We start from the raw sequence: 21,879 nt of genomic DNA, 5'->3' as shown, positions 1-21,879 counted from the left end.
CCTTGCGCCGGGTATAGATAGCCAGAAAGAAGTGATAAAATATCCGGGTTAACTCTCTAAAAAGTAAGAATGAATGACCGTAGAAACGCAGCTCAACCCTACACAGCCAGTAAATCAACAGATTTACCGTATTCTTCGCCGTGATATCGTGCATTGTCTGATTGCACCCGGTACACCGCTGTCGGAGAAAGAGGTTTCCGTACGCTTTAATGTGTCACGCCAACCGGTACGAGAAGCATTCATCAAACTGGCAGAAAACGGCCTGATTCAGATCCGCCCGCAGCGTGGCAGCTACGTGAACAAGATTTCGCTGTCGCAGGTGCAAAATGGTTGTTTTGTCCGCCAGGCGATTGAATGTGCCGTGGTACGCCGCGCCGCATCGCTGATCAACGATCAGCAGTGCTATCAGCTTGAACAGAATTTGCATCAGCAGCGCATCGCAATTGACCGAAAACAAATCAATGATTTCTTCCAGCTTGATGATGAGTTTCATCAGAAACTGGCTTTAATCGCCGAGTGCCAACTCGCCTGGGATACCGTCGAGAATATTAAGGCAACAATTGACCGCGTTCGTTATATGAGCCTGGATCATATTTCCCCGCCTGAAATGCTGCTACGCCAGCATCACGATATTTTTGCCGCCCTTGAGAAGCATGATGGCGATGCGGTCGAGCGCGCAATGATGCTCCATCTCCAGGAAATCGGTGAGTCCGTTCAGCTTATTCGTCAGGAAAATAGCGACTGGTTCAGCGAAGATTAATACTACGCTCACCTCACTCCGGGGTGAGTTTCTCCTGCGCTTTCCCCTCTCCCGCATAACTGCATAAAAAAAGCTGTGATTTTGATCGAAAACAAAAAAAATCATTAACGAGAAGCGTATTTATATTGCGCCCGTTACGTGGGACTAAAAGCCCACGGGCTTTGACGGTAAGTTGGAGAGGAGAAAACACCATGAAAACATACGATCGTAACCGTAACGCAATCACCACTGGCAGCCGCGTCATGATCAGCGACACCGGACTCACAGGCCGCATTACAGCGATAGATACCGATGGCCTGACCGCTGAGCAGATTCGCCGCGGGAAAACAGTGGAAATCGAAGGATGTGAAGGCAAATACGCCCCCCTCGAGCTGATTCGTTTAGGCATGAACTAATTGGTGTGAATGCCAGAAAACACAGCGCCATCTGGCCGTTGCAAGCCAGATGGCGACATAAAGGATGATCTTCGTTACTTCAGTTTTGCTGCATACTTCGCAACCGTCGCCTTCGCCCCTTCAGCCAGTAAAGCAAGATACGCTTGTGTGACCTGACGGTTGAACAACTCAACCTGCGGCAATTCGCGACCGAAAATAGCATCGATTGCCAGCAGCGCCTGAACGCGCTCTTCGCCCTCGTGACTGCTACGCACCGCATTCTGGATCACAGGCAACAGTGGATCGCTAATTTCAATCGCCTGGCCCTGTTCATCCACACCACCGACGTAACGCATCCAACCAGCGACACCCAGTGCCAGCAGCGCAAAGTCACTACCGTGCACAATGTGCCAGCGAATGGAATCAAGCATACGCTGCGGCAGTTTTTGGCTACCGTCCATGGCGATCTGCCAGGTACGATGGCGCAGCGCCGGATTGCTGTAGCGCTCAATTAACAGATCGGCATAGCGCTGTAGGTCGACACCTTTTACTTTCAACGTGGGTGCTTGTTCCTGCAACATCAGCGCACGGGCAGCAAGACGATAGTTTTCATCGCCCATGCAATCGTTAATATGTTGATACCCCGCAAGATACCCAAGATACGCAAGGAAAGAGTGACTGCCGTTGAGCATACGCAGTTTCATCTCTTCAAACGGAATGACATCAGCCACCAGTTCCGCCCCGGCCTTTTCCCATTCAGGACGGCCGGCGACAAAGTTATCTTCAATAACCCACTGACGGAACGGTTCGCATGCCACGCCTGCCGGGTCGCGTACACCGGTTATATGCTCAATTTTGTCCAGCGTCTCCTGCGTAACCGCCGGGACAATGCGGTCAACCATTGTTGATGGGAATGTCACATGTTGTTCGATCCACGCGGCCAGTTCCATATCCACCGCTCGGGCATATGCAGTGACAACATTGCGCATCACATGACCGTTTTCTGGCATGTTATCGCAGGACATCACGGTAAAGGCGGCTAAACCCGCAGCTTTGCGACGAGCCAGGGCTTCAACCACCACACCCGGCGCAGTTTTAGGCTGTTTGGGGTTTTGCAGATCGGCTGCAATCATTGGATTGTCTAACATCAGTTGGCCGGTCGCCGGAGAATGGCAGTATCCTTTCTCGGTGATGGTCAGGGAAACGATCGCGACCTGAGGTTCACACATCGCTGCCAGTACGCTTTCCAGACCATCAACCTGCGCATGCAATGCGTTTTTCACCACGCCCACGACTCTCGCGGTCCAGGCATCAGCAGACATCTCTGCAACGGTATACAGATTATCTTGCTGTTTCAGATCGAAAATCTGCTGCTCGCCGCCAATCAGGTTCACTTCGCAGTAGCCCCAGTCACTGCCGTGATCGGCGGCCAGAATGTCTGCGTAAACACCCTGATGTGCGCGGTGAAACGCGCCAAACCCCAGATGAACAATACGCGGAACCAGTTTTGAACGATCGTAGTCAGGAAGTGCAGCCTTTGCCGCTAAGAGCTTATTTTGCATGGTATGGCCTACTTATAAATGAAATCAGGACTGTTCCAGAGTAACGCCTGTATGGTTGTATGTTTTGATTTGCATTAAGCTTTTTATGATTGGTATGACATCATTTATTGAGTTATGAACCAAAATCGGTGAGTTTGGCGGCATACTGCCGCCAATCGATATTAGTGTTTCTGCCACTGCTGATATTCACGTTTAAGTCTTTGCGGTGCAGTTTCCGGCATCATCAACAAACCAATAATTGAAATAACTCCAAGCACAATCACATAGGTTGCAAGTCCATAGTAATGTCCACCTGTTACTTGCAGAATTTTTACTGCTACTAAGCCAAGAATCCCGCTGCCTATTAGCGACCCCAGTTGCCAAATTAATGCTATTCCGCTACAGCGAATATGAGTTGGGAAAAGCTCTGGAAAATAAGAGGCCTGAGGTGCGTAGCACATACTATGCCCAATACTCAGAACCAGGATCATTACTATTTGTGTAAGCCAAAAACTATCCTGATTAATCGCAAGAAAGAAAGGAATAATCATAACGACCTGCAGCAACGCGCCGATAATATAAACTGGTTTACGTCCAATTTTATCGCATAGCGACCCCATCAACGGTATTGCAATGATTTCTATTATGACCGCAACGATCATTGTCTCCATCAAAATATTAGCATCAAGATTGTTTGCCTTACCGTAAGCCAAAACAATCACTGTGAACATTGCAAATGTGCAAGCTTCAATTAGTTTCGCACAGACCCCCTTGACAACAATGCCAGGAAAATCGCGGATAACTTCAACTAATGGACGTGATTCTTCTGCTTTTGTCTCCCTAATCTGAGCAAAGACCGGTGACTCATCAATTTTTAAGCGGATAAACAGCCCTACAATAACCAGTAACAGACTCAAAAGGAACGGTATACGCCACCCGTAATCCATCATTGCCTCTGGAGAAAGTGTGGCATTTAACAGCGCAAAGAGTGCTAACGGCAGAAGAAAACCAACCGGGGCACCAATTTGAACCCAACTGGAAAAAAATCCACGATTTTTGGGTTCAGAATATTCAGCAGTCATCAGTACTGCACCGGCTTGCTCTCCTCCAACACCAAATCCCTGTAATACACGAATAAAAATAAGTAAAGCTGGAGCCCAGACACCAATTTTCTCATATGTAGGTAATAACCCGATACAAAACGTCCCCAAACCTACAATTAATATGGTAATAACCAGTGCTTTTTTTCGCCCAACCTTATCGCCAATATGACCAAAGACAATTCCTCCTAATGGTCTTGCGAGGAAACCAACAGCATAGGTTGCAAAAGCAGCGAGAGTACTTATTAACGGATCATCACTTGGGAAAAATAAATGACCAAAAAAGAGTACAGCAGCTGTCCCGTATGCAAAAAAATCATAATACTCAGCTGCTGTACCAATTGCGGATGCTGAAGCCACTCGGCGAATAATGGGCTTATTATCTACGTTATCTTTAATATCGACTGAACTAACCATAAGTTTAACCTTCTGTAGGGTATTGGGTTAATCAACATCTTTCGTACGTAAAATTTATATTTACCAGTTCCACAGCGTGCCATCTTCCAGGCGAGCAACGGGCAGATATGCAGGGTCATACGGATATTTCGCCGCCAGTTTTTCGTCAAACTCGATCCCAAGACCAGGTTTGTCTCCTGGGTGCATATAGCCGTTATCAAAGGTCCAGTTATGTGGGAACACTTCCAGCATTTGCTCGGAATAGCCCATATATTCCTGTATGCCGAAGTTCGGCACCCACAGATCAAAATGCAACGCGGCGGCCATGCACACAGGCGACAGATCGGAAGGTCCATGTGAACCGGTACGAACCTGATACAGCGACGCGAAATCGGCAATCCGGCGCATACCGGTGATACCACCCGCATGGGTGATGGTGGTGCGGATATAGTCGATCAGTTGTTCTTCAATAAGCTGTTTACAGTCCCAGATACTGTTGAACACTTCCCCTACCGCAATCGGCGTGACCGTATGCTGGCGGATCAGGCGGAAGCACTCCTGGTTTTCAGCTGGCGTTGGGTCTTCCATCCAGAACAAACGGTACTGTTCAATGCTTTTGCCAAAACGGGCCGCTTCAATTGGCGTCAGACGGTGGTGCATATCGTGCAGGAGATGTTCGTTGAAACCAAACTTGTCACGCACGGCAGCAAACAATTTTGGTGTGAAATCCAGGTATTTCTCCGTTGACCACAACTGCTCTTCCGGCCATTGCCCTTTGGTGGCGGGTTCGTAGGCCAGTCCTTTGCCTTTAGACATACCGTAAGTGGTTTTCATACCCGGCACGCCGCACTGCACGCGAATAGCTTTAAAGCCCATTTCTTTATGACGCGCATAATCTTCGAGTACGTCATCAACGGTATGGCCTGTGGTGTGACAGTAGACCATAACCCCTTCACGAGAAGCACCGCCGAGCAACTGGTACAACGGCATATTCGCCGCTTTCGCTTTGATGTCCCAGAGAGCCATATCCACCGCAGAAATCGCCGACATGGTGACCGGACCACGACGCCAGTACGCACCTTTGTAGAAAAACTGCCAGATGTCCTCAATACGATGCGCATCGCGACCAATAAGCTGCGGACACACGTGATCTTTCAGATACGACGCCACGGACAGCTCGCGTCCATTTAACGTGGCATCTCCCAGCCCGGTGATCCCATCTTCTGTCGTAATTTTCAACGTTACAAAATTACGCCCAGGACAGGTGACAAACACTTCAGCCCCAACAATCTTCATTTCTTATTCCCTACATCTGTTCTTGTGATGCAGGAAATTTACTCAACTGAGCTACTACCATACAAGTATAAAGATCAAAAAAACGCTGTTTGATCACAAAAAAGGCGCTATGCGCGCCCCCATCCAGCCACAATGATCAACATGCCGCACAATGCCACCAGCGCGCCAGACCAGTCATATAAACTGAGTTTTACACCATCGACAATGCGTAGCCATAGCAGCGCGGTCACCACGTAAACACCACCATAGGCTGCGTATACACGCCCGCTGGCTGCCGGATGCAGCGTCAGCAACCAGACGAATAAAGCCAGTGACACCCCGGCGGGTATCAGCAACCAGGCTGTAGCCCCTCGCTTAAGCCAGAGCCAGGGTAAAAAGCAGCCAATGATTTCGCATAACGCGGTGACGAAAAAAAGAAATGTGGTCTTAAGCATTGATGTTATTCAGTTACCTTCGGTTTAACCATGATACGACAGAATCTCGTTAGCGTATCCATATCTACCGGGTGGGTATGCCCGCAAACTGGAATAGTGTAGAATTTAACCCTGTTTTATCGTTTTTACCCTTTCCCATAAAAGGAATTCACCATGAAAATTACACTGACCAAACGCCTGTGCCTGACGGCTATGCTGACGCTGGCTGCGGCTGTGTACACCTCTTCCGCATTTGCTGAAACCAGTAAACTGATCATTGAATCCGGAGACAGTGCGCAAAGTCGTCAACAAGCCGCAATGGAAAAGGAACAATGGAACGATACGCGCCAGCTTCGCCAGAAAGCCAACAAACGTGCAGAGAAGGAGTGGGACAAAACCGACGCTGCCTTCGATAGTCGTGATAAGTGCGAACAGAGCGCTAATATTAATGCGTACTGGGAACCTAACACCCTGCGCTGCCTTGACCGCCGTACTGGCCGCACCGTTGCCCCATAATCATTGCACTTTGAAGGATATTGAAAGGATACGATATGACTAGCGCCCTCAGTGTTAAGTTGCGCCCGCTGGAGCGTGAAGATTTACGATTCGTCCATCAGCTTGATAATAATGCCAGCGTAATGCGCTACTGGTTCGAAGAGCCTTACGAAGCGTTTGTTGAGCTGTCAGACCTGTATGACAAACATATCCACGACCAAAGCGAACGTCGCTTCGTGGTGGAGTGCGACGGTGAAAAAGCCGGGCTGGTGGAGCTGGTTGAAATTAACCATGTGCACCGCCGGGCCGAATTTCAGATCATTATTTCGCCGGAATATCAGGGGAAGGGTCTGGCCTCACGGGCGGCTAAGCTTGCGATGGATTACGGCTTTACCGTGCTCAACCTCTATAAGTTGTATCTGATCGTCGATAAAGAGAACGAAAAGGCTATCCACATTTACCGTAAACTCGGTTTTATGGTGGAAGGCGAGCTGATTCATGAATTCTTTATCAACGGCCAATACCGCAACACTATCCGCATGTGCATCTTCCAGCAGCAGTATCTGGCAGAACACAAAACGGCAGGCCCTAACCTGTTGCAACCTACCGCTCAGTAAAGGCGATTAGTAGTAATCGATAGTGTTTTCAATCGAGTAATGATGTTCAACTGCCGGCTTCACGCTCTCGTCAACGATAACGAGCTGGCAGTTGACCGGATTTGCGTATTCATCGTATTTGCACGTTTGTTTGACATTGCCTAACGGATGATTGTTGAGCAGGCTCACCGCGGTGTAATCCAGCTTCTTCAACGGGTCGACCGACGGTTTGGCATCAACCTGTAAGGTATTGTCCTTACTGACGGTTGTTTTACCCAGCGGGTAGCCTTCGGCATCATATCGATACTGCACCTTCATCTCTTTCCCCGTTGCAGAAACGACAAAACCGTTATCGTCGGTATCCCACACCACACCTGCAGCAGGCAGTTCCGCCAGTTGGCATTTGCCCTGTAAACGGATCCGTTTTTCCAGCGTTTCGGCATCCCGATAGTAGTTAGCATCCAGGACCAGCGCCATACCGGTATTGTTTTCGATATCGTGCAGTTCAAGCGTATCGAAACACCCTTCCTGTGACAGGGTACCAGCGACGCGCTTGGTGACCTCACCTTTGTCGTTGAGCAGCGTCTGACTGAAATCTTTCACCGGCCCGCGCAGCGGATCGAAATCAAATTCATTGGAAAAACTGGCCATTTCCGGCGTAAAGGAAACCAGCCCTTTGGCATTATCACACCCAACCAGCACGACACACAGGAAACCTAACAGGGTCTGTTTCTTCACATTTTTCACCGGGATAAGAAGATAATTCTCAATCATATTAGCAAATACAGTTATTTACACCAGAAATGCTAATCTTAGTCTATGTCGATCATAAAGGAGCTGATGATGAAATACGTAACAGGAATTGCCACGATCTTACTGGCAGTTGCATCCCCACAGGTTCTGGCGGCACCCGCGTCATGTGAACGCGTGAAGAGCGATATCGAACAGCGCATCATTAATAATGGCGTTGCAGAGTCCAGCTTTACGCTGAACATTGTCCCCAACGATCAGGCCGATCAACCTGATTCACTGGTGGTAGGACATTGTGCAAACGATACGCACAAAATTCTCTACACCCGAACTAACAGTGGCAACGCCCCTGCCAACAGCTCGCCTGCACAGGACGGGCACGTCGCCGAACCGCAATAAATCATACCCTCCGTACGCGGAGGGTTACTCCAGTTTGATATGCATTAAGATGCCATACTCATAAATGGGTAAACTCACTCTATTATTAGCATGCTATTAATTTCGTTGTAGAAATTAATATATAGCGATAACTAGAATGGAGTGAGTTATGTCTGATACTGAGCAATATGGAGGCATTAGCCGCAGGATGTTAGTGAAATCCTCGGCTATAGGTTCGTTGGCACTTGCCGCTGGTGGGTTATCGTTACCTTTTGGAATGCGCACCGCAGCGGCTGCGGTACAACAGGCGATACAACCGGCTGAAGAGAAAGTGGTTTGGGGCGCTTGTTCCGTAAACTGCGGCAGCCGTTGTGCCCTGCAACTGCACGTCAAAGATGACGAGGTCGTATGGGTGGAGTCCGATACGACCGGAGACGATATTTATGGTCAGCACCAGGTGCGTGCCTGTTTGCGTGGACGCTCAATCCGTCGACGGATCAATCATCCGGATCGCCTCAATTATCCTATGAAGCGTGTGGGCAAACGCGGTGAGGGTAAATTCGAACGTATAACCTGGCAGGAAGCGCTGGATACCATCAGCACCAGTTTAAAAAATACCGTACAGAAATACGGTAATGAGGCCGTGTATATCAACTACACCTCTGGCATTGTCGGCGGCAACATTACTCGCTCCTCCCCTTATGCCTCGCTGGTTGCTCGCCTGATGAACTGCTATGGCGGATTCCTGAGCCATTACGGCACATACAGTACCGCACAAATCGCGGCGGCAATGCCTTACACCTACGGCTCAAATGACGGCAACAGTACCTCCGACATTGAAAACACGAAGCTGGTGGTGATGTTCGGCAATAACCCTGCCGAAACGCGCATGAGCGGCGGCGGAATAACTTACTTCCTTGAACAGGCCCGGGAGCGTTCTAACGCTCGCATGATCGTCATCGACCCACGTTATACCGATACCGCTGCGGGTCGTGAAGATGAGTGGATCCCTATTCGTCCGGGAACCGATGCCGCACTCGTGGCGGGAATCGCATGGGTCCTGATTAACGAAGATCTTGTCGACCAGGCGTTCCTCGACACATATTGCATCGGTTATGACGAGAAAACCCTACCCGCCGACGCCCCGGCTAACGGACACTACAAGGCCTATATACTAGGCAACGGCGATGACGGTATCGCTAAAACGCCCCAATGGGCCTCGCATGTCACCGGGATCCCGGCCGAGCGCATCATTAAACTGGCACGGGAAATCGGTAGTACAAAACCGGCGTATATTTGTCAGGGTTGGGGTCCACAACGTCAGGCTAACGGCGAACTGACTTCGCGCGCGATCGCAATGCTGCCAATCCTGACCGGCAACGTTGGTATCAACGGCGGCAATAGCGGTGCGCGAGAATCAACCTACACCATCACGATTGAACGTATGCCGCTGCCGGATAATCCCATCAAGACCCAGATATCCTGCTTTAGCTGGACCGACGCCATCGCCCGGGGTCCGGAAATGACCGCAACCCGCGATGGCGTGCGCGGTAAAGATAAGCTTGATGTACCGATTAAATTTATCTGGAACTACGCGGGCAACACCATTACTAATCAGCACTCAGATATCAATAAAACGCATGAGATCCTTCAGGATGATACGAAATGCGAAATGATAGTGGTCATCGAAAATTTCATGACATCTTCGGCGAAATATGCCGATATTCTGCTGCCGGACCTAATGACCGTCGAACAGGAAGACATCATTCCTAACGACTATGCAGGCAACATGGGATACCTCATTTTTATTCAACCCGCGACGTCACCGAAGTTCGAACGCAAACCGATCTACTGGATAATGAGCGAAGTCGCCAAACGCCTTGGCAATGATATCTATCAACGGTTTACGGAAGGCCGTACTCAGGAACAGTGGCTCCAGTATCTGTATGCAAAAATGCTGGCCAAGGACCCCGCGCTCCCTTCTTATGACGAGCTGAAAAAAATGGGGATCTATAAACGCAAAGATCCTAACGGGCATTTTGTCGCTTATAAAAAATTCCGCGACGATCCGCAGGCCAATCCACTCAAAACACCGTCTGGAAAGATTGAAATTTACTCCAGCCGACTGGCGAAAATTGCCAACACCTGGGAGTTGCAGAAGGATGAAGTAATTAGCCCGCTTCCCGTCTACGCCTCCACGTTTGAAGGGTGGGACGATCCCAAACGCAGCGCATTTCCGCTGCAGTTGTTTGGCTTCCATTACAAATCCCGTACGCACTCCAGCTACGGCAATATCGATGTTCTGCAAGCGTCCTGTCGTCAGGAAGTGTGGATCAATCCCGTCGATGCCCAAAAGCGTGGTATTGCAAATGGCGATATGGTGCGGGTCTTTAACGATCGCGGGGAAGTACGTATTCCGGCCAAAGTGACGCCGCGGATCCTGCCTGGCGTCAGCGCAATGGGCCAGGGGGCATGGCACGATGCCGATATGGCCGGCGACAAGATTGACCATGGCGCCTGCGTCAATACGCTGACAACACAGCGCCCTTCACCGCTGGCAAAAGGCAACCCACAGCATACTAATCTGGTCGAGATCGAGAAGGTTTAAGGACTAACCCATGACAACTCAGTATGGATTTTTTATTGATTCCAGTCGTTGCACCGGGTGCAAAACCTGCGAGCTGGCCTGCAAAGACTACAAAGACCTCACTCCTGACGTCAGTTTCCGGCGGATTTACGAATACGCAGGTGGTGACTGGCAGGAAGACAACGGCGTCTGGCACCAGAACGTTTTTGCCTACTATCTCTCCATCTCATGTAACCACTGCGAGGATCCGGCCTGCACCAAGGTTTGTCCAAGTGGTGCGATGCATAAGCGTGAGGATGGTTTTGTGGTGGTCGATGAAGACGTGTGCATTGGCTGTCGCTACTGTCATATGGCCTGCCCGTACGGTGCGCCACAGTACAATGCTGCGAAAGGACATATGACCAAGTGTGATGGCTGCCATGAACGCGCGGCAGACGGCAAAAAGCCCATCTGCGTCGAGTCCTGTCCGCTGCGTGCGCTGGATTTTGGCCCCATCGACGAACTGCGCAAAAAACATGGTGAACTGGCTGCCGTCGCCCCGCTGCCGGGTGCGCACTTCACCAAACCAAATATTGTGATCAAACCAAACGCCAATTGCCGCCCGACCGGGGATACCACGGGTTTTCTGGCTAATCCAAAAGAGGTGTAAAATGGGAAATGGATGGCATGAATGGCCGCTGGTACTGTTCACGGTGCTGGGCCAGTGCGTAGTCGGGGCGCTGATCGTAAGTGGTTACAGCTGGCTGACCGCTAAAGACAAGCTGGCAAAACAGCGTATCGTTCGCAGTATGTTTTTCCTCTGGCTGGTGATGGGCATCGCCTTTCTCGCCTCGATCATGCATTTAGGTTCGCCGCTGCGCGCGTTAAACTCGCTGAACAGAATTGGCGCATCGGCGCTGAGTAACGAAATCGCCAGTGGTTCACTGTTTTTCGCCGTCGGTGGCTTGTGGTGGCTGGTGGCGTTTCTCGGTAAAATGCCCGCAGCGTTAGGTAAAATCTGGCTGCTGTTGAGCATGCTGCTGGGCCTGGTATTTGTCTTTGCGATGACCAACGTCTACCAGATAGACACCGTCCCAACCTGGTATAATGGCTATACTACTCTGGCATTTTTCATGACGATGCTGCTCAGTGGACCGCTTTTTGCCGCTCTGCTGCTGCGTGCTGCAGGTGTTTCTTTTAACGCCGCCAGATTCGCCGGTATCAGCGTGCTGGCCCTGCTGGTGACCGTGGTGGTTATTGTGCTGCAGGGACTGTCACTCGGCGAGATCCACAGTTCGGTACAATATGCCAGCGCACTGGTTCCCGACTACGGCAGTTTACAGGTCTGGCGTGTCCTGCTGCTGGCTGCGGGTCTGGGTTGCTGGATATGTCCGTTGATCCGTCGCAAAGGACCGTCCGTTGGCGGGTTGGCGCTCGGGTTAATTCTGGTGCTTGTCGGTGAAATCATTGGCCGCGGATTGTTTTACGGTTTACATATGACAGTCGGAATGGCTGTTGCAGGTTAACTTTCGGGTGCGGGGCAACCCGCACTGTTCAGGATTGTTTGCATGACCCATTTTTCACAACGAGACAACTTTTCTACTGCAGCGCGTGTGCTCGGCGCGCTGTTTTATTATGCCCCAGACAGTGCCGAAGCTTCGGCACTGGTCAGTGAGTTAAGAACCGATGGCTGGCAGGCGCAGTGGCCGCTTGAAAAGACAACGCTTTCGCCGTTGGTCGCACAGTTTCAGGCTGAGGCCGATGAGTCTCTCCCGCAGGCCTGGCAACGTCTGTTTGTTGGCCCCTATGCGCTCCCTTCTCCGCCCTGGGGATCCGTCTGGCTGGATCGTGAAAACGTGTTGTTTGGCGACTCCACGCTGGCTTTGCGTCAGTGGATGCGGGACAACGGCATCCAGTTTGCCATGCAGCAAAATGAGCCAGAAGATCACTTTGGTTCACTGCTGTTGCTGACGGCCTGGCTTGCTGAGAACGAACGCCACACCGAGTGCGAGCAACTGCTGGCCTGGCATCTGTTCCCATGGTCATCGCGCTTCCTTAATGTGTTAATCGAAAAAGCCGACCACCCGTTCTACCAGGCGCTGGGTGAGCTGGCGCGTCTGACGCTGGCACAGTGGCAATCACAGTTACTGATCCCGGTAGCCGATAAGCCTTTGTTCCGTTAATTTCGTCACAGGCAGGAATTGTCCTGCCTGTGGTGCATCATCCTGTTGCGCACGCTGAGCTTTTGCTTCTGTTGCCTAATAGCCGCAAAATAGAGCGTCTGAATTTTCCAGTCTGGCCACTCATGCATCATTTACATGCTTACCCTGACCTGCGTGCCATGTTCCGCCGCCTGCTGATCGCCGCGTTGATTGGCGTCCTTGCTGCGCTGGCCGTCGCAGGATTTCGTCATGCCATGCTGCTTCTCGAATGGTTGTTTCTGAGCAACAACACGGGGAGTCTGGTCAACGCAGCGACAAATCTTTCGCCTTTAAGGCGTATGCTTACACCTGCACTCGGCGGCCTGGCGGCTGGATTACTACTGTGGGGTTGGCAAAAATTTAACCGTTTACGTCCGCAGGCTCCCACTGATTATATGGAAGCCCTGCAAACCGACGGACAATTTGACGTCAGTGCAAGCCTGGTGAAATCGCTGGCCTCGTTACTGGTCGTCGCCAGCGGGAGTGCCATCGGACGTGAAGGTGCCATGATTTTACTGGCGGCCCTGGCGGCCTCCTGCTTTGCTCAACGCTTTACCCCGCGTACAGAATGGAAGTTATGGATTGCCTGCGGCGCCGCTGCAGGTATGGCTGGAGCCTATCATGCCCCGCTGGCGGGCAGTTTATTTATTGCCGAAGTATTGTTTGGCACGCTGATCCTCGCCTCACTGGGACCGGTAGTGGTATCCGCCGTAGTCGCATTACTCACCACCAATCTGCTTAGCGACAGCAATGCGCTGCTGTATACCGTGCACCTGTCGCGGGAATTACATGCTCTGGAATACGTTATGATTGTCAGCACCGGTCTGGCTGCTGGCATCTGCGGACCGCTCTTCATGTGGTTGATGACTGCCAGCCATAATGTATTTTTGCGCTTAAAACTCTCGCCGCCGTGGCAACTGGCGCTTGGCGGGCTGATCGTTGGCCTGCTTTCATTGCTCACGCCAGCGGTCTGGGGTAATGGCTACAGCGTGGTGCAGTCATATTTACTTTCACCACCGCTGCTGGCCGTGGTTAGCGGGATTTTTATCTGCAAATTACTGGCGGTGCTTGCCAGCAGTGGATCCGGTGCGCCAGGTGGCGTGTTTACGCCAACGCTGTTTGTCGGCTTGTCGGTGGGCATGTTGCTGGGTCAGGTATGGGGATTATGGCTTCCAGGCTCGGATGAAATTGCCATTTTGCTGGGATTAACGGGGATGGCCACGCTGCTGGCGGCTACCACGCATGCACCAATAATGTCGACGTTGATGGTTTGTGAAATGACCGGGGAGTATCGCCTGCTCCCCGGATTACTGATTGCCTGTGTCCTGGCGTCGGTGCTGTCGCGTACGTTACGCCACGACTCTATCTACCGACAGCACGCTGCCGAGCATTGACAGGCGGATGTACTGCGACAGTTCACGCTGCTCTGCACGAGGCAGATAAGGCAGTTCACCGATCAGCGGTGCAGGTAATTTTTTACCCAGCACATCAATGATTTCCGCATAATGCGCCAGCCCAGGATTAATGCGATTCGCAACCCAGCCAATCAACGGCAGTCCGTCGCTGGCTATCGCCTGCGCGGTGAGGATCGCATGATTAATACAGCCTTCCTGGATACCCACTACCATCAGCACCGGCAGTTGTTCCTGCACCACCCACTCCGATAACGGACGCAGATCGTTCATCAAGCTCCGCCAGCCTCCGGTGCCTTCCACGACAACGTGATCGACTTTTTCGCTGAGGCTTGCGAGACCGTTGGATAACAGGGTGTAATTGACCGGACCACTATGCGCCACGCTACTTTCATCTTCGCTCAACGCAATTGGGTTAATTGCCTCATAGGGCAGCTCGATAGATGACACACTTTGCAGTACCAGTGCATCTTTGTTGCGCAGACCTTCAGGCGTCTCTTTGCTGCCTTTGGCCACAGGTTTGTAACCTGCAACGCTTTTACCCCCTGACGCTAACGCTTGTAGTAATGCGCGGGAAACCACGGTCTTCCCAACAGAAGTGTCTGTACCTGTAATAAAGAAACGCTTCAGCATCACTAACTCCACCGTTATGCTTTGAAAATATAAGTCAGGAAAATAAAACAGTGGAGAAAGTCTAAGGTATGACGACCAGGATCAGCTTGAGATAGCGCAATTTTTCGTACAACAGTTAAAAAATGTTAACCCTGTAATAGACGAATCAACAAAGAACCGTTATACATCGCGTCCTTCACGAGTGCCGCCCCTGCCATCGTCCCCTGATTGGTAAACTGGGTACTTTCAACGACTATATGCTGACTGTAAGCCGGAAGCGCCTGCTGACGAATGCTGTCAGCGATGGTTGGGAACAAGATATCTGCCGCTTTACTGAGCGGAGAGCCAATCAATATCTTTTGCGGGTTGAACAAATTCACCATGATAGCAAGAATTCGACCGACGTGGGTCCCGACGCCGCTAATGATATCTTTCGCCAATAAATCACCCTGCATGGCCGCCAGACACAGCGCGTCTACCGTTAACGGTTGTCCGTGTAGAGAAGAACTCATTGACTGCTTCAGCCGCACCTGCGCCAATTCGAGCACGCTGTCGACGCTGGCGATTGTTTCCAGACAACCATGGTTGCCGCAGTAGCAGCGTTTACCGTAGGGATCGACCTGCGTATGGCCAATCTCCACCAGGCTACTGCTGCCTGCATGCAGCAAATGCCCGTCAGTGATCACCCCTGCACCCACGTTATGATCGATCACCACCTGAATGACGTCGCGAGCACCACGCGATGCGCCAAAAAGCGCCTCGGCCATCGTCCAGGCGCTGATATCGTGCTGAATATACACCGGCACACCGGTATGGTTCTCAAGCGCTTCGCCCAACGGCATCTCTTTGACATCTTCGTAAAATGGCATGCGATGAACGATACCGTTTTCAGTATCAATAATGCCGGGTAAGGTGATGGCAATGGAGGTTAAGCGCTCCAGCTTTTGCTGGTGGCGGATGAAAAACTGATCGACCTGCGTTATCACGCGATCCAGCAACGGTATTTCGCTGACCAGCGCCATTTCAAGACAATCTTCAACCACCAGTTTGCTGCTCAGATCGCGTAGCGCCAGAAAAATCTCGCCGCGACTGATACGAATGGATAAGTAGTGCCAGGCTTCCGTTTCGACAACCAGCCCAACGGCCGGACGACCACGGCTACCCGCTTCCTTGATTTCCAGCTCTTGCACCAGATGCGCTTCGAGCATTTCGCGGACAATTTTGGTAATGCTGGCAGGCGCCAATTGTGCCAGGCGAGAGAGATCAATACGCGATACCGGACCCAGCTGATCAATCAGGCGATAAACCGCGCCCGCATTGGTCTGCTTAATTTGATCGATATGCCCAGGCTGACTATCAGCAACCACCACTTACTCCCTTTATTTTCGCGCTCCGAAATAATCTGCGGGCTATGGTGAAGCACTTCAATGGCTTCCGTCAACTTTTTACTTAGCCTTGTGATTTACTGCACATTTTCGCCCATTTTTAAACTAAATTAACCGCCCTGAACGGCCGCCAGCAACTGCTCACGAAAGCGTTGCGCGGCGTGACTTTGCTCATGATGCTTTGGCCACACTAACCACATTTCCGAGACAGCATCTTCTTCCGCTATCGGGATCCAACACATTTCATACAGCTGCACCCGTTTAAAAGAAGCAGGAAGTATAGAAACCCCTAATCCTGCGGCCACCAGCCCAATGATAGTCATCGCCTCGCCAACCTCCTGCGCAATCGTCGGTTTCAGTCCATAGCGACGCATCAGGCCCAGAATATCGTCATACAACCCTGTCCCCACATGGGGGTCAAAAAAGACAAATGGCTCATTCGCCAGTTCGGCCAACGTAACCACGGGTTTTTGCGCCAACGGATGCGCACGTGGGATCATTGCCATCAGTGGTTCATGCAGAATGATTTCACGCTCCAGCGTATCCGGTAGCTGCGTATTGCGCAGAAGTCCCAAATCCAGCGTTCCTTCATTGAGCGGGGCAATTTGCTCACGTGTGTTCATTTCACGGGTTTGCATATGCACTGCCGGGTAGCTTTGGCGAAACAGAGATAACGTATCTGAAACCGCTTTGATAAACGGCGCGGACGACGTAAAGCCAATACGCAATTCCCCTGCTTCTCCCAGATGCAAACGCTCAGCCCTGGCGGCGGCTTCATTAACCAGCCCGAGGATCTGCCGACTGTCCGCCAGAAACTGCTTTCCGGCAGAGGTCAGCGCCACGCTACGGTTAGTTCGGGCAAGTAACCGGGCGCCAACCTGCTGTTCAAGGATCTGGATCTGCTGGCTTAGCGGCGGTTGCGAAATGTTTAACCGCGCCGCCGCCCGACCAAAATGCAGCTCTTCGGCAACGGCCACAAAGTAACGTAAATGACGCAGTTCGATATTCATATTTTTAAAATATTATTTGAGATTATTAATATATTAGACAGAATATTGTGATTTTCATACTCTTATGGCTGGTCCTGTAGACGTAATTGAATGAGCAAGGATTTCAAGTGAGCCGTACAACAACTGTCGATACCGCGCCAACAAGCGATGTTGACGAACAGATAGTTACCCCGCCGGATGGTTTTATCAAACGCGGAACATCCCCATTTATGCGCGTCACGCTGGCGCTGTTTTCCGCCGGGCTGGCGACTTTTGCCCTCCTCTATTGCGTACAACCCATACTGCCAGTGCTTTCGCACGAGTTTGGGGTATCTCCCGCCAGCAGCAGTATTTCGCTTTCCATATCAACGGCGATGCTGGCGATAGGGTTGCTGTTTACCGGCCCACTTTCAGATGCTATTGGCCGCAAGCCGGTGATGGTTACCGCGCTGCTGCTCGCCTCTTGTTGTACGCTGCTTTCAACGATGATGACCAGCTGGCACGGTATTTTAATCATGCGTGCTCTGATAGGACTTTCACTGAGCGGCGTCGCGGCGGTAGGGATGACCTATCTGAGTGAAGAAATTCATCCCAGTTTCGTCGCCTTCTCAATGGGCCTGTATATCAGCGGTAACTCAATTGGCGGAATGAGTGGTCGCTTAATTAGCGGCGTGTTTACCGACTTTTTTAACTGGCGTATCGCGCTGGCGGCGATCGGCTGTTTTGCCCTTGCCTCTGCACTGATGTTCTGGAAAATCTTACCGGAATCCCGTCATTTCAGACCTACGTCGCTGCGCCCGAAAACGTTGTTTATCAACTTCCGCTTGCACTGGCGCGACAAAGGTTTGCCGCTGCTGTTTGCGGAAGGTTTTTTGTTGATGGGGTCGTTTGTCACGCTGTTTAATTACATCGGCTACCGCCTGATGCTCTCCCCGTGGGAGCTCAGCCAGGCGGTTGTAGGTTTGTTATCTGTGGCGTATCTGACTGGGACCTGGAGTTCGCCAAAGGCGGGTTCTATGACCACTCGTTATGGCCGTGGCCCGGTAATGCTCTTTTCAACAGGCGTGATGCTGGTTGGACTGTTAATGACCCTATTCACATCGCTATGGCTGATCTTCGCCGGGATGCTGCTCTTTTCAGCCGGTTTTTTTGCCGCGCACTCCGTAGCAAGCAGCTGGATTGGACCACGGGCAAAACGCGCTAAAGGCCAGGCTTCTTCCCTGTACCTGTTCAGCTATTATCTGGGATCCAGTATTGCCGGTACGCTGGGCGGTGTGTTCTGGCACAGCTATGGCTGGAACGGTGTGGGCGGATTTATCGCCCTGATGCTGGTGTTGGCGTTGCTGGTCGGTGCGCGTTTGCACCATCGTCTGCACGTATAATCCACGATGCCCGGGTTCCGGGCATCACCTTCATCACCCTGGCTGTAACGTCTGAGCCGCCATCTGCAGAGCAACAACCGTCCCGTTCATCACTATATGCAGCAAAATTGGCATCAACAGACCGTTGCTTTTCAGTCTGGCCAGGATCAACACCTGCGACACAAGAAACAACATCAGCAACGTGCGTAGATCCACATACTGCGTATGCATGATGGCAAAAATGACCGATACCACCACTGACGACAGCCAGGTTTTATTATTGAACCAGTACTGGAACGCGTTGAATAAACAGCCTCTGAAAACAATTTCTTCATAAACTGGCGCGATAAATATCAGGGTCAACGTAGATAACCACAACGCATAACTACTTAAGGATATTTGGCTGGTCACCCACGCTTCAGTTTGTCTGAGACCCAAAATCAATGGCAGGATAAGCTGAATAAACAGCAGCGCCGCGAACAAAATGGCAAACCACCTGGCGTTGAAAATGCCTTTGCCCAGTCCCTCTCTTTTTCTAAAGAAGAAATAATACAGCGGAACCAGCACAACAAATTCCAGCGCAAACAGCAGCGGAAAAAGTAACCCTTTGGCAAGCAGGTCCTGACTCGCGGGGAAAAACAACGGGGTAAACGTGAGGCCAAACATCAGTAAAAACATTGAAAAGCAGCCAGCAACTGCTTTGGTCCTGGCGATATACAGGTTGTCGGCATCCTGTGACATACGATCTCCTTGCGCTCATCGAAGATAAGTTGATGAATTACCTATGTATGATAAAAATTCTCATTATCACTGACAACCTACCAACTTTTACGCAATGCCCATGGGTACAATGCCAAAACCCTCTTTACTCCGGAATTTCACCGTCAGCTACTCAGAGGAGAATCCGCCAGCGGCAACGAGAAACGGAAGCAAGCCCCTGCCGTTGAGCTAACCAGATGGATATCCCCTCCATGCAGCTCGAGCATTCTACGCACGATCAGTAAGCCCAGACCGCCGCGCTCAGCCCGCTGCTCACGGGGAATTAACGCGGTCGGGCGCTGAAACAATACTTCTCGCACAGCTTCTTCTACCCCTGGCCCACTGTCCTGCACTTCGGCTAATAAACGGTCTTCATCACGCCAGACTTTTAGCCGTACTTCGCCTCCGTCAGGCGTATGACGGATAGCATTATCCAGCAAATTCGTCACGACTCTTTCTATCATCGATAAATCGGCATTCACCAGCGGTAACGGCCCCGTTACGTCAAGGTGCAACTGCAAATGACGCGTGGCAACAGGGAGATCAAATTTCTGTGCCACGTCCTGGATCAATTCACCAATAGCAAAACGTTCACGCTGCGGTTTTATACCGCCATGCTCCAGCCTTGCCAGCTCAAACAGCTGTTGTGACAGATGGCGAACTTTATGCCCCTGGCGCAGCGCGATGCTAAGATAATGCCGGTTTTCCTCAGGCGTCATCGTATCGGCTTTCAGCGACAGCATTTCCAGATACCCCAACAGTGAAGTCAACGGCGTGCGTAAATCGTGCGAAATATTGGCAATAAACTCTCTGCGCTGACGATCGCTGTCTGCTAATAAATCCCACTGCTGGGCAATTTTCTGCGCTAACTCGATAAACGCATTGTTCAGCAGCGCTATTTCATTCTCCGGTACCGGTTCGGGATTTTTTTGCGCCAGCTGTTTGATGACGCTAATGCTGTCCTGTTCCAGTTTGACCACCTGCCCAGTCAGCCTTTTCACTGGATTCGTCACCCATCGCCACACCAGGAATCCAGCGATTGCACCAGCTAATAAAACCAGTATTAACGTCCAGGCCACGGTATTCCAGAGCGTTTTTTGCCAGGCGGTATTCGCCAGCATATTCAGGTCTTCACCCTGCAGAATAATGTACAAATAGCCATGTAGCTCACCGTTATATAAAACCGGCGCTGCGCTGAATACCTTTTGCTGGCTGCTACGCGGATCGTTGCCATAGACGGGCAACGCATCTGAGTTAAGGAAATCCTGGATCGGCTGCACGCTAATTTTCTGCCGCTGGATATGCCCGGGCGGTGCAGCATCAGCAAGTATTTCACCTGATGGTGAAATCAGATACAGCTCCACGCTGGGGTTGAGCGTCATCAGGTGATTAAACAATCCTTTTAAGGTCTGGCGATTAATCTGCCCGCTGGTATCAATAAGCGACTCACTTTTGACAATCTTGCTCGCCAGCTCCAGCGAGAGCCTTTGCACCATGGCGTCACCATACTGTTTACTGCTGCGGATCTGGACAACACTGACGGTAACCGCACAAATCAGCATAATGGAGGTAAAGACGAGGGTCAGACGCTGGCTCAGCGACAGGCGATAAATCATGGCTGATGCTCCGCGTTAACCGCAGCAAGCTTATAGCCTCGTCCCCAAACCGTGAGAATAATTTCCGGCTCCGCAGCATCCTTTTCAATTTTGGTCCGCAGGCGATTAATATGACTGTTCACCGTATGCTCATACCCTTCATGCTGGTAGCCCCACACCTGATCTAACAGCGCCTGACGCGAAAAGACCTCGCCTGGATGACGGGCGAAAAAATAGAGCAGATCGAATTCGCGCGGCGTTAAATCGAGGGATTTACCATGCAGCCGGACTTCCCGGGCTAATGGGTCAATCTCTACGCCATGAACGGTGATAATCCCCGCCTCCATACGCAGGTTCTGACTCATTGCTTCCTGACGGCGAAACAACGCCTTCACCCGGGCCATCAACTCCAGCACCGAGAAAGGTTTGGCCAGATAATCATCGGCGCCCATTTCCAGCCCCAAAACACGGTGTGTTTCGCTGGTGCGGGCGCTGATGATAATGACGGGCAAATAAAAACTCATTTGGCGAATGCGACGGCAAATCTCCAGCCCGTCGACACCCGGCAGCATCAAATCGAGGATAACGGCATCCCAGACGTGTTGCTCCAGTTGTTCAAGCGCTCGCGTGCCGTCCGCCTCATGAACAATCTCGTAACCCTCATCCTTCAGGCTAAGCTGCAAAAGTGAGGCAATATCGCTGTCATCTTCCACCAAAAATATCTTTTTCGCGCCTGCCATCAGTGTCATCCCCCTCTCGTCATGCTGAAAGCTTACCTCAGGCAAGGGGCGGAAGTTATCACAAAATTTTTAACTTTTCGTGAGGATCCAGGGATACGCATACGCGCAGTATGTCGTTACAGACACGTCAGACATCAACAGGGAAACGTCGCTTGTTTTC

The 21,879-nt window shown here is 51.2% G+C and carries 22 protein-coding genes; 11 read left to right on the top strand and 11 right to left on the bottom strand.

Features of this window, described 5'->3' with window-relative positions:
• Positions 1-73 precede the first annotated feature (73 nt).
• Positions 74-760 (top strand): GntR family transcriptional regulator, encoded by a 687-nt coding sequence (locus tag OGY72_RS05585; RefSeq protein ID WP_003032396.1) that lies wholly within the window; start codon positions 74-76, stop codon positions 758-760.
• Positions 761-951: 191 nt separating this feature from the next.
• Positions 952-1,155 (top strand): putative selenium delivery protein YdfZ, encoded by a 204-nt coding sequence (gene ydfZ, locus OGY72_RS05580; protein WP_003032393.1) that lies wholly within the window; start codon positions 952-954, stop codon positions 1,153-1,155.
• Positions 1,156-1,229: 74 nt separating this feature from the next.
• Here the strand turns inward: ydfZ and OGY72_RS05575 are convergent, their stop codons facing one another.
• The 4 genes from OGY72_RS05575 to OGY72_RS05560 form a co-directional block, all read right to left on the bottom strand.
• Complete coding sequence (locus OGY72_RS05575) at positions 1,230-2,696, bottom strand: mannitol dehydrogenase family protein (protein ID WP_286547293.1); 1,467 nt, start codon at positions 2,694-2,696, stop codon at positions 1,230-1,232.
• A 161-nt stretch (positions 2,697-2,857) separates the two neighbouring features.
• On the bottom strand, positions 2,858-4,192 hold the full coding sequence (locus OGY72_RS05570; protein ID WP_063941577.1) for an MFS transporter: 1,335 nt from the start codon (positions 4,190-4,192) through the stop codon (positions 2,858-2,860).
• 60 nt (positions 4,193-4,252) lie between these two features.
• Positions 4,253-5,467 carry a starvation-sensing protein RspA gene (rspA, locus tag OGY72_RS05565; RefSeq protein ID WP_286547292.1) on the bottom strand — a complete coding sequence of 405 codons (1,215 nt, stop codon included), beginning with the start codon at positions 5,465-5,467 and terminating at the stop codon, positions 4,253-4,255.
• A 107-nt stretch (positions 5,468-5,574) separates the two neighbouring features.
• Positions 5,575-5,901 carry a YnfA family protein gene (locus OGY72_RS05560; protein ID WP_044699845.1) on the bottom strand — a complete coding sequence of 109 codons (327 nt, stop codon included), beginning with the start codon at positions 5,899-5,901 and terminating at the stop codon, positions 5,575-5,577.
• Between the two features lie 153 nt (positions 5,902-6,054).
• On the opposite strand from OGY72_RS05560, the gene OGY72_RS05555 reads away from it, so the two are divergent.
• Both OGY72_RS05555 and speG read left to right on the top strand, forming a co-directional pair.
• On the top strand, positions 6,055-6,396 hold the full coding sequence (locus tag OGY72_RS05555; RefSeq protein WP_286547288.1) for a DUF1283 family protein: 342 nt from the start codon (positions 6,055-6,057) through the stop codon (positions 6,394-6,396).
• Positions 6,397-6,431: 35 nt separating this feature from the next.
• Positions 6,432-6,992, top strand: coding sequence for a spermidine N1-acetyltransferase (gene speG, locus OGY72_RS05550; RefSeq protein ID WP_003832900.1), 561 nt, complete (start codon positions 6,432-6,434; stop codon positions 6,990-6,992).
• Positions 6,993-6,998: 6 nt separating this feature from the next.
• Here the strand turns inward: speG and OGY72_RS05545 are convergent, their stop codons facing one another.
• Positions 6,999-7,709, bottom strand: a complete 711-nt coding sequence (locus OGY72_RS05545) for a YnfC family lipoprotein (RefSeq protein ID WP_080470568.1) — start codon at positions 7,707-7,709, stop codon at positions 6,999-7,001.
• A 102-nt stretch (positions 7,710-7,811) separates the two neighbouring features.
• On the opposite strand from OGY72_RS05545, the gene OGY72_RS05540 reads away from it, so the two are divergent.
• The 6 genes from OGY72_RS05540 to clcB all read left to right on the top strand — a co-directional run bounded on the left by OGY72_RS05540 (position 7,812) and on the right by clcB (position 14,260).
• Positions 7,812-8,120, top strand: a complete 309-nt coding sequence (locus tag OGY72_RS05540; RefSeq protein ID WP_122973942.1) for a DUF1161 domain-containing protein — start codon at positions 7,812-7,814, stop codon at positions 8,118-8,120.
• A gap of 148 nt (positions 8,121-8,268) precedes the next feature.
• Entirely contained in the window at positions 8,269-10,707 is a 2,439-nt protein-coding gene (gene ynfE, locus OGY72_RS05535; protein ID WP_286547279.1) for a selenate/tellurate reductase subunit YnfE, read from the top strand.
• Positions 10,708-10,717: 10 nt separating this feature from the next.
• Positions 10,718-11,335: a DMSO/selenate family reductase complex B subunit gene (locus OGY72_RS05530; protein ID WP_126957146.1), complete on the top strand. Its 618-nt coding sequence runs from the start codon at positions 10,718-10,720 to the stop codon at positions 11,333-11,335.
• Between the two features lies 1 nt (position 11,336).
• Positions 11,337-12,191: a dimethyl sulfoxide reductase anchor subunit family protein gene (locus OGY72_RS05525; protein WP_286547275.1), complete on the top strand. Its 855-nt coding sequence runs from the start codon at positions 11,337-11,339 to the stop codon at positions 12,189-12,191.
• 42 nt (positions 12,192-12,233) lie between these two features.
• A complete protein-coding gene (dmsD, locus tag OGY72_RS05520) occupies positions 12,234-12,848 on the top strand; it encodes a Tat proofreading chaperone DmsD (protein WP_286547271.1) in 615 nt (204 codons plus the stop codon).
• A 122-nt stretch (positions 12,849-12,970) separates the two neighbouring features.
• Positions 12,971-14,260 (top strand): voltage-gated ClC-type chloride channel ClcB, encoded by a 1,290-nt coding sequence (clcB, locus tag OGY72_RS05515; RefSeq protein WP_032934569.1) that lies wholly within the window; start codon positions 12,971-12,973, stop codon positions 14,258-14,260.
• Here clcB and bioD read toward each other — a convergent pair.
• From bioD to ynfL, 3 genes are all read right to left on the bottom strand, one after another.
• Entirely contained in the window at positions 14,216-14,911 is a 696-nt protein-coding gene (gene bioD, locus OGY72_RS05510) for a dethiobiotin synthase (RefSeq protein WP_020996409.1), read from the bottom strand. The two genes, clcB and bioD, sit on opposite strands and share 45 nt — an antisense overlap.
• Before the next feature lie 125 nt (positions 14,912-15,036).
• Positions 15,037-16,257: a sugar metabolism global transcriptional regulator Mlc gene (mlc, locus tag OGY72_RS05505; RefSeq protein ID WP_048226542.1), complete on the bottom strand. Its 1,221-nt coding sequence runs from the start codon at positions 16,255-16,257 to the stop codon at positions 15,037-15,039.
• A 128-nt stretch (positions 16,258-16,385) separates the two neighbouring features.
• Positions 16,386-17,285: a multidrug efflux transcriptional activator YnfL/SxtR(Kp) gene (gene ynfL, locus OGY72_RS05500; RefSeq protein ID WP_003832887.1), complete on the bottom strand. Its 900-nt coding sequence runs from the start codon at positions 17,283-17,285 to the stop codon at positions 16,386-16,388.
• 107 nt (positions 17,286-17,392) lie between these two features.
• Between ynfL and ynfM the strand changes: the two genes are divergently transcribed.
• Entirely contained in the window at positions 17,393-18,646 is a 1,254-nt protein-coding gene (gene ynfM / locus OGY72_RS05495; RefSeq protein ID WP_003832886.1) for a multidrug efflux MFS transporter YnfM/SxtP(Kp), read from the top strand.
• A 33-nt stretch (positions 18,647-18,679) separates the two neighbouring features.
• Here ynfM and OGY72_RS05490 read toward each other — a convergent pair whose 3' ends face one another.
• The 3 genes from OGY72_RS05490 to OGY72_RS05480 form a co-directional block, all read right to left on the bottom strand.
• Positions 18,680-19,366 carry a CPBP family intramembrane glutamic endopeptidase gene (locus OGY72_RS05490; RefSeq protein WP_003832885.1) on the bottom strand — a complete coding sequence of 229 codons (687 nt, stop codon included), beginning with the start codon at positions 19,364-19,366 and terminating at the stop codon, positions 18,680-18,682.
• A 143-nt stretch (positions 19,367-19,509) separates the two neighbouring features.
• On the bottom strand, positions 19,510-21,000 hold the full coding sequence (locus OGY72_RS05485; protein WP_063941572.1) for a sensor histidine kinase: 1,491 nt from the start codon (positions 20,998-21,000) through the stop codon (positions 19,510-19,512).
• Positions 20,997-21,719 (bottom strand): winged helix-turn-helix domain-containing protein, encoded by a 723-nt coding sequence (locus OGY72_RS05480; RefSeq protein WP_148362675.1) that lies wholly within the window; start codon positions 21,717-21,719, stop codon positions 20,997-20,999. The genes OGY72_RS05485 and OGY72_RS05480 overlap by 4 nt, the downstream gene beginning before the upstream one ends.
• Between the last annotated feature and the right edge of the window lie 160 nt (positions 21,720-21,879).

Origin of the sequence: Citrobacter sp. Cpo221, from assembly GCF_030332345.1 — a bacterium.
Classification (GTDB): domain Bacteria; phylum Pseudomonadota; class Gammaproteobacteria; order Enterobacterales; family Enterobacteriaceae; genus Citrobacter; species Citrobacter portucalensis.
Note: the sequence above shows the minus strand (reverse complement) of the source record. Positions and strands in the feature narration are given on the sequence as shown.

Coding starts and splice junctions, on each gene's coding strand:
- OGY72_RS05585 (WP_003032396.1), top strand. CDS start 74: ATGACCGTAGAAACGCAGCTCAACCCTACACAGCCAGTAAATCAACAG.
- ydfZ (WP_003032393.1), top strand. CDS start 952: ATGAAAACATACGATCGTAACCGTAACGCAATCACCACTGGCAGCCGC.
- OGY72_RS05575 (WP_286547293.1), bottom strand. CDS start 2,696: ATGCAAAATAAGCTCTTAGCGGCAAAGGCTGCACTTCCTGACTACGAT.
- OGY72_RS05570 (WP_063941577.1), bottom strand. CDS start 4,192: ATGGTTAGTTCAGTCGATATTAAAGATAACGTAGATAATAAGCCCATT.
- rspA (WP_286547292.1), bottom strand. CDS start 5,467: ATGAAGATTGTTGGGGCTGAAGTGTTTGTCACCTGTCCTGGGCGTAAT.
- OGY72_RS05560 (WP_044699845.1), bottom strand. CDS start 5,901: ATGCTTAAGACCACATTTCTTTTTTTCGTCACCGCGTTATGCGAAATC.
- OGY72_RS05555 (WP_286547288.1), top strand. CDS start 6,055: ATGAAAATTACACTGACCAAACGCCTGTGCCTGACGGCTATGCTGACG.
- speG (WP_003832900.1), top strand. CDS start 6,432: ATGACTAGCGCCCTCAGTGTTAAGTTGCGCCCGCTGGAGCGTGAAGAT.
- OGY72_RS05540 (WP_122973942.1), top strand. CDS start 7,812: ATGATGAAATACGTAACAGGAATTGCCACGATCTTACTGGCAGTTGCA.
- ynfE (WP_286547279.1), top strand. CDS start 8,269: ATGTCTGATACTGAGCAATATGGAGGCATTAGCCGCAGGATGTTAGTG.
- OGY72_RS05530 (WP_126957146.1), top strand. CDS start 10,718: ATGACAACTCAGTATGGATTTTTTATTGATTCCAGTCGTTGCACCGGG.
- OGY72_RS05525 (WP_286547275.1), top strand. CDS start 11,337: ATGGGAAATGGATGGCATGAATGGCCGCTGGTACTGTTCACGGTGCTG.
- dmsD (WP_286547271.1), top strand. CDS start 12,234: ATGACCCATTTTTCACAACGAGACAACTTTTCTACTGCAGCGCGTGTG.
- clcB (WP_032934569.1), top strand. CDS start 12,971: ATGCATCATTTACATGCTTACCCTGACCTGCGTGCCATGTTCCGCCGC.
- bioD (WP_020996409.1), bottom strand. CDS start 14,911: ATGCTGAAGCGTTTCTTTATTACAGGTACAGACACTTCTGTTGGGAAG.
- ynfL (WP_003832887.1), bottom strand. CDS start 17,285: ATGAATATCGAACTGCGTCATTTACGTTACTTTGTGGCCGTTGCCGAA.
- OGY72_RS05490 (WP_003832885.1), bottom strand. CDS start 19,366: ATGTCACAGGATGCCGACAACCTGTATATCGCCAGGACCAAAGCAGTT.
- OGY72_RS05485 (WP_063941572.1), bottom strand. CDS start 21,000: ATGATTTATCGCCTGTCGCTGAGCCAGCGTCTGACCCTCGTCTTTACC.
- OGY72_RS05480 (WP_148362675.1), bottom strand. CDS start 21,719: ATGGCAGGCGCGAAAAAGATATTTTTGGTGGAAGATGACAGCGATATT.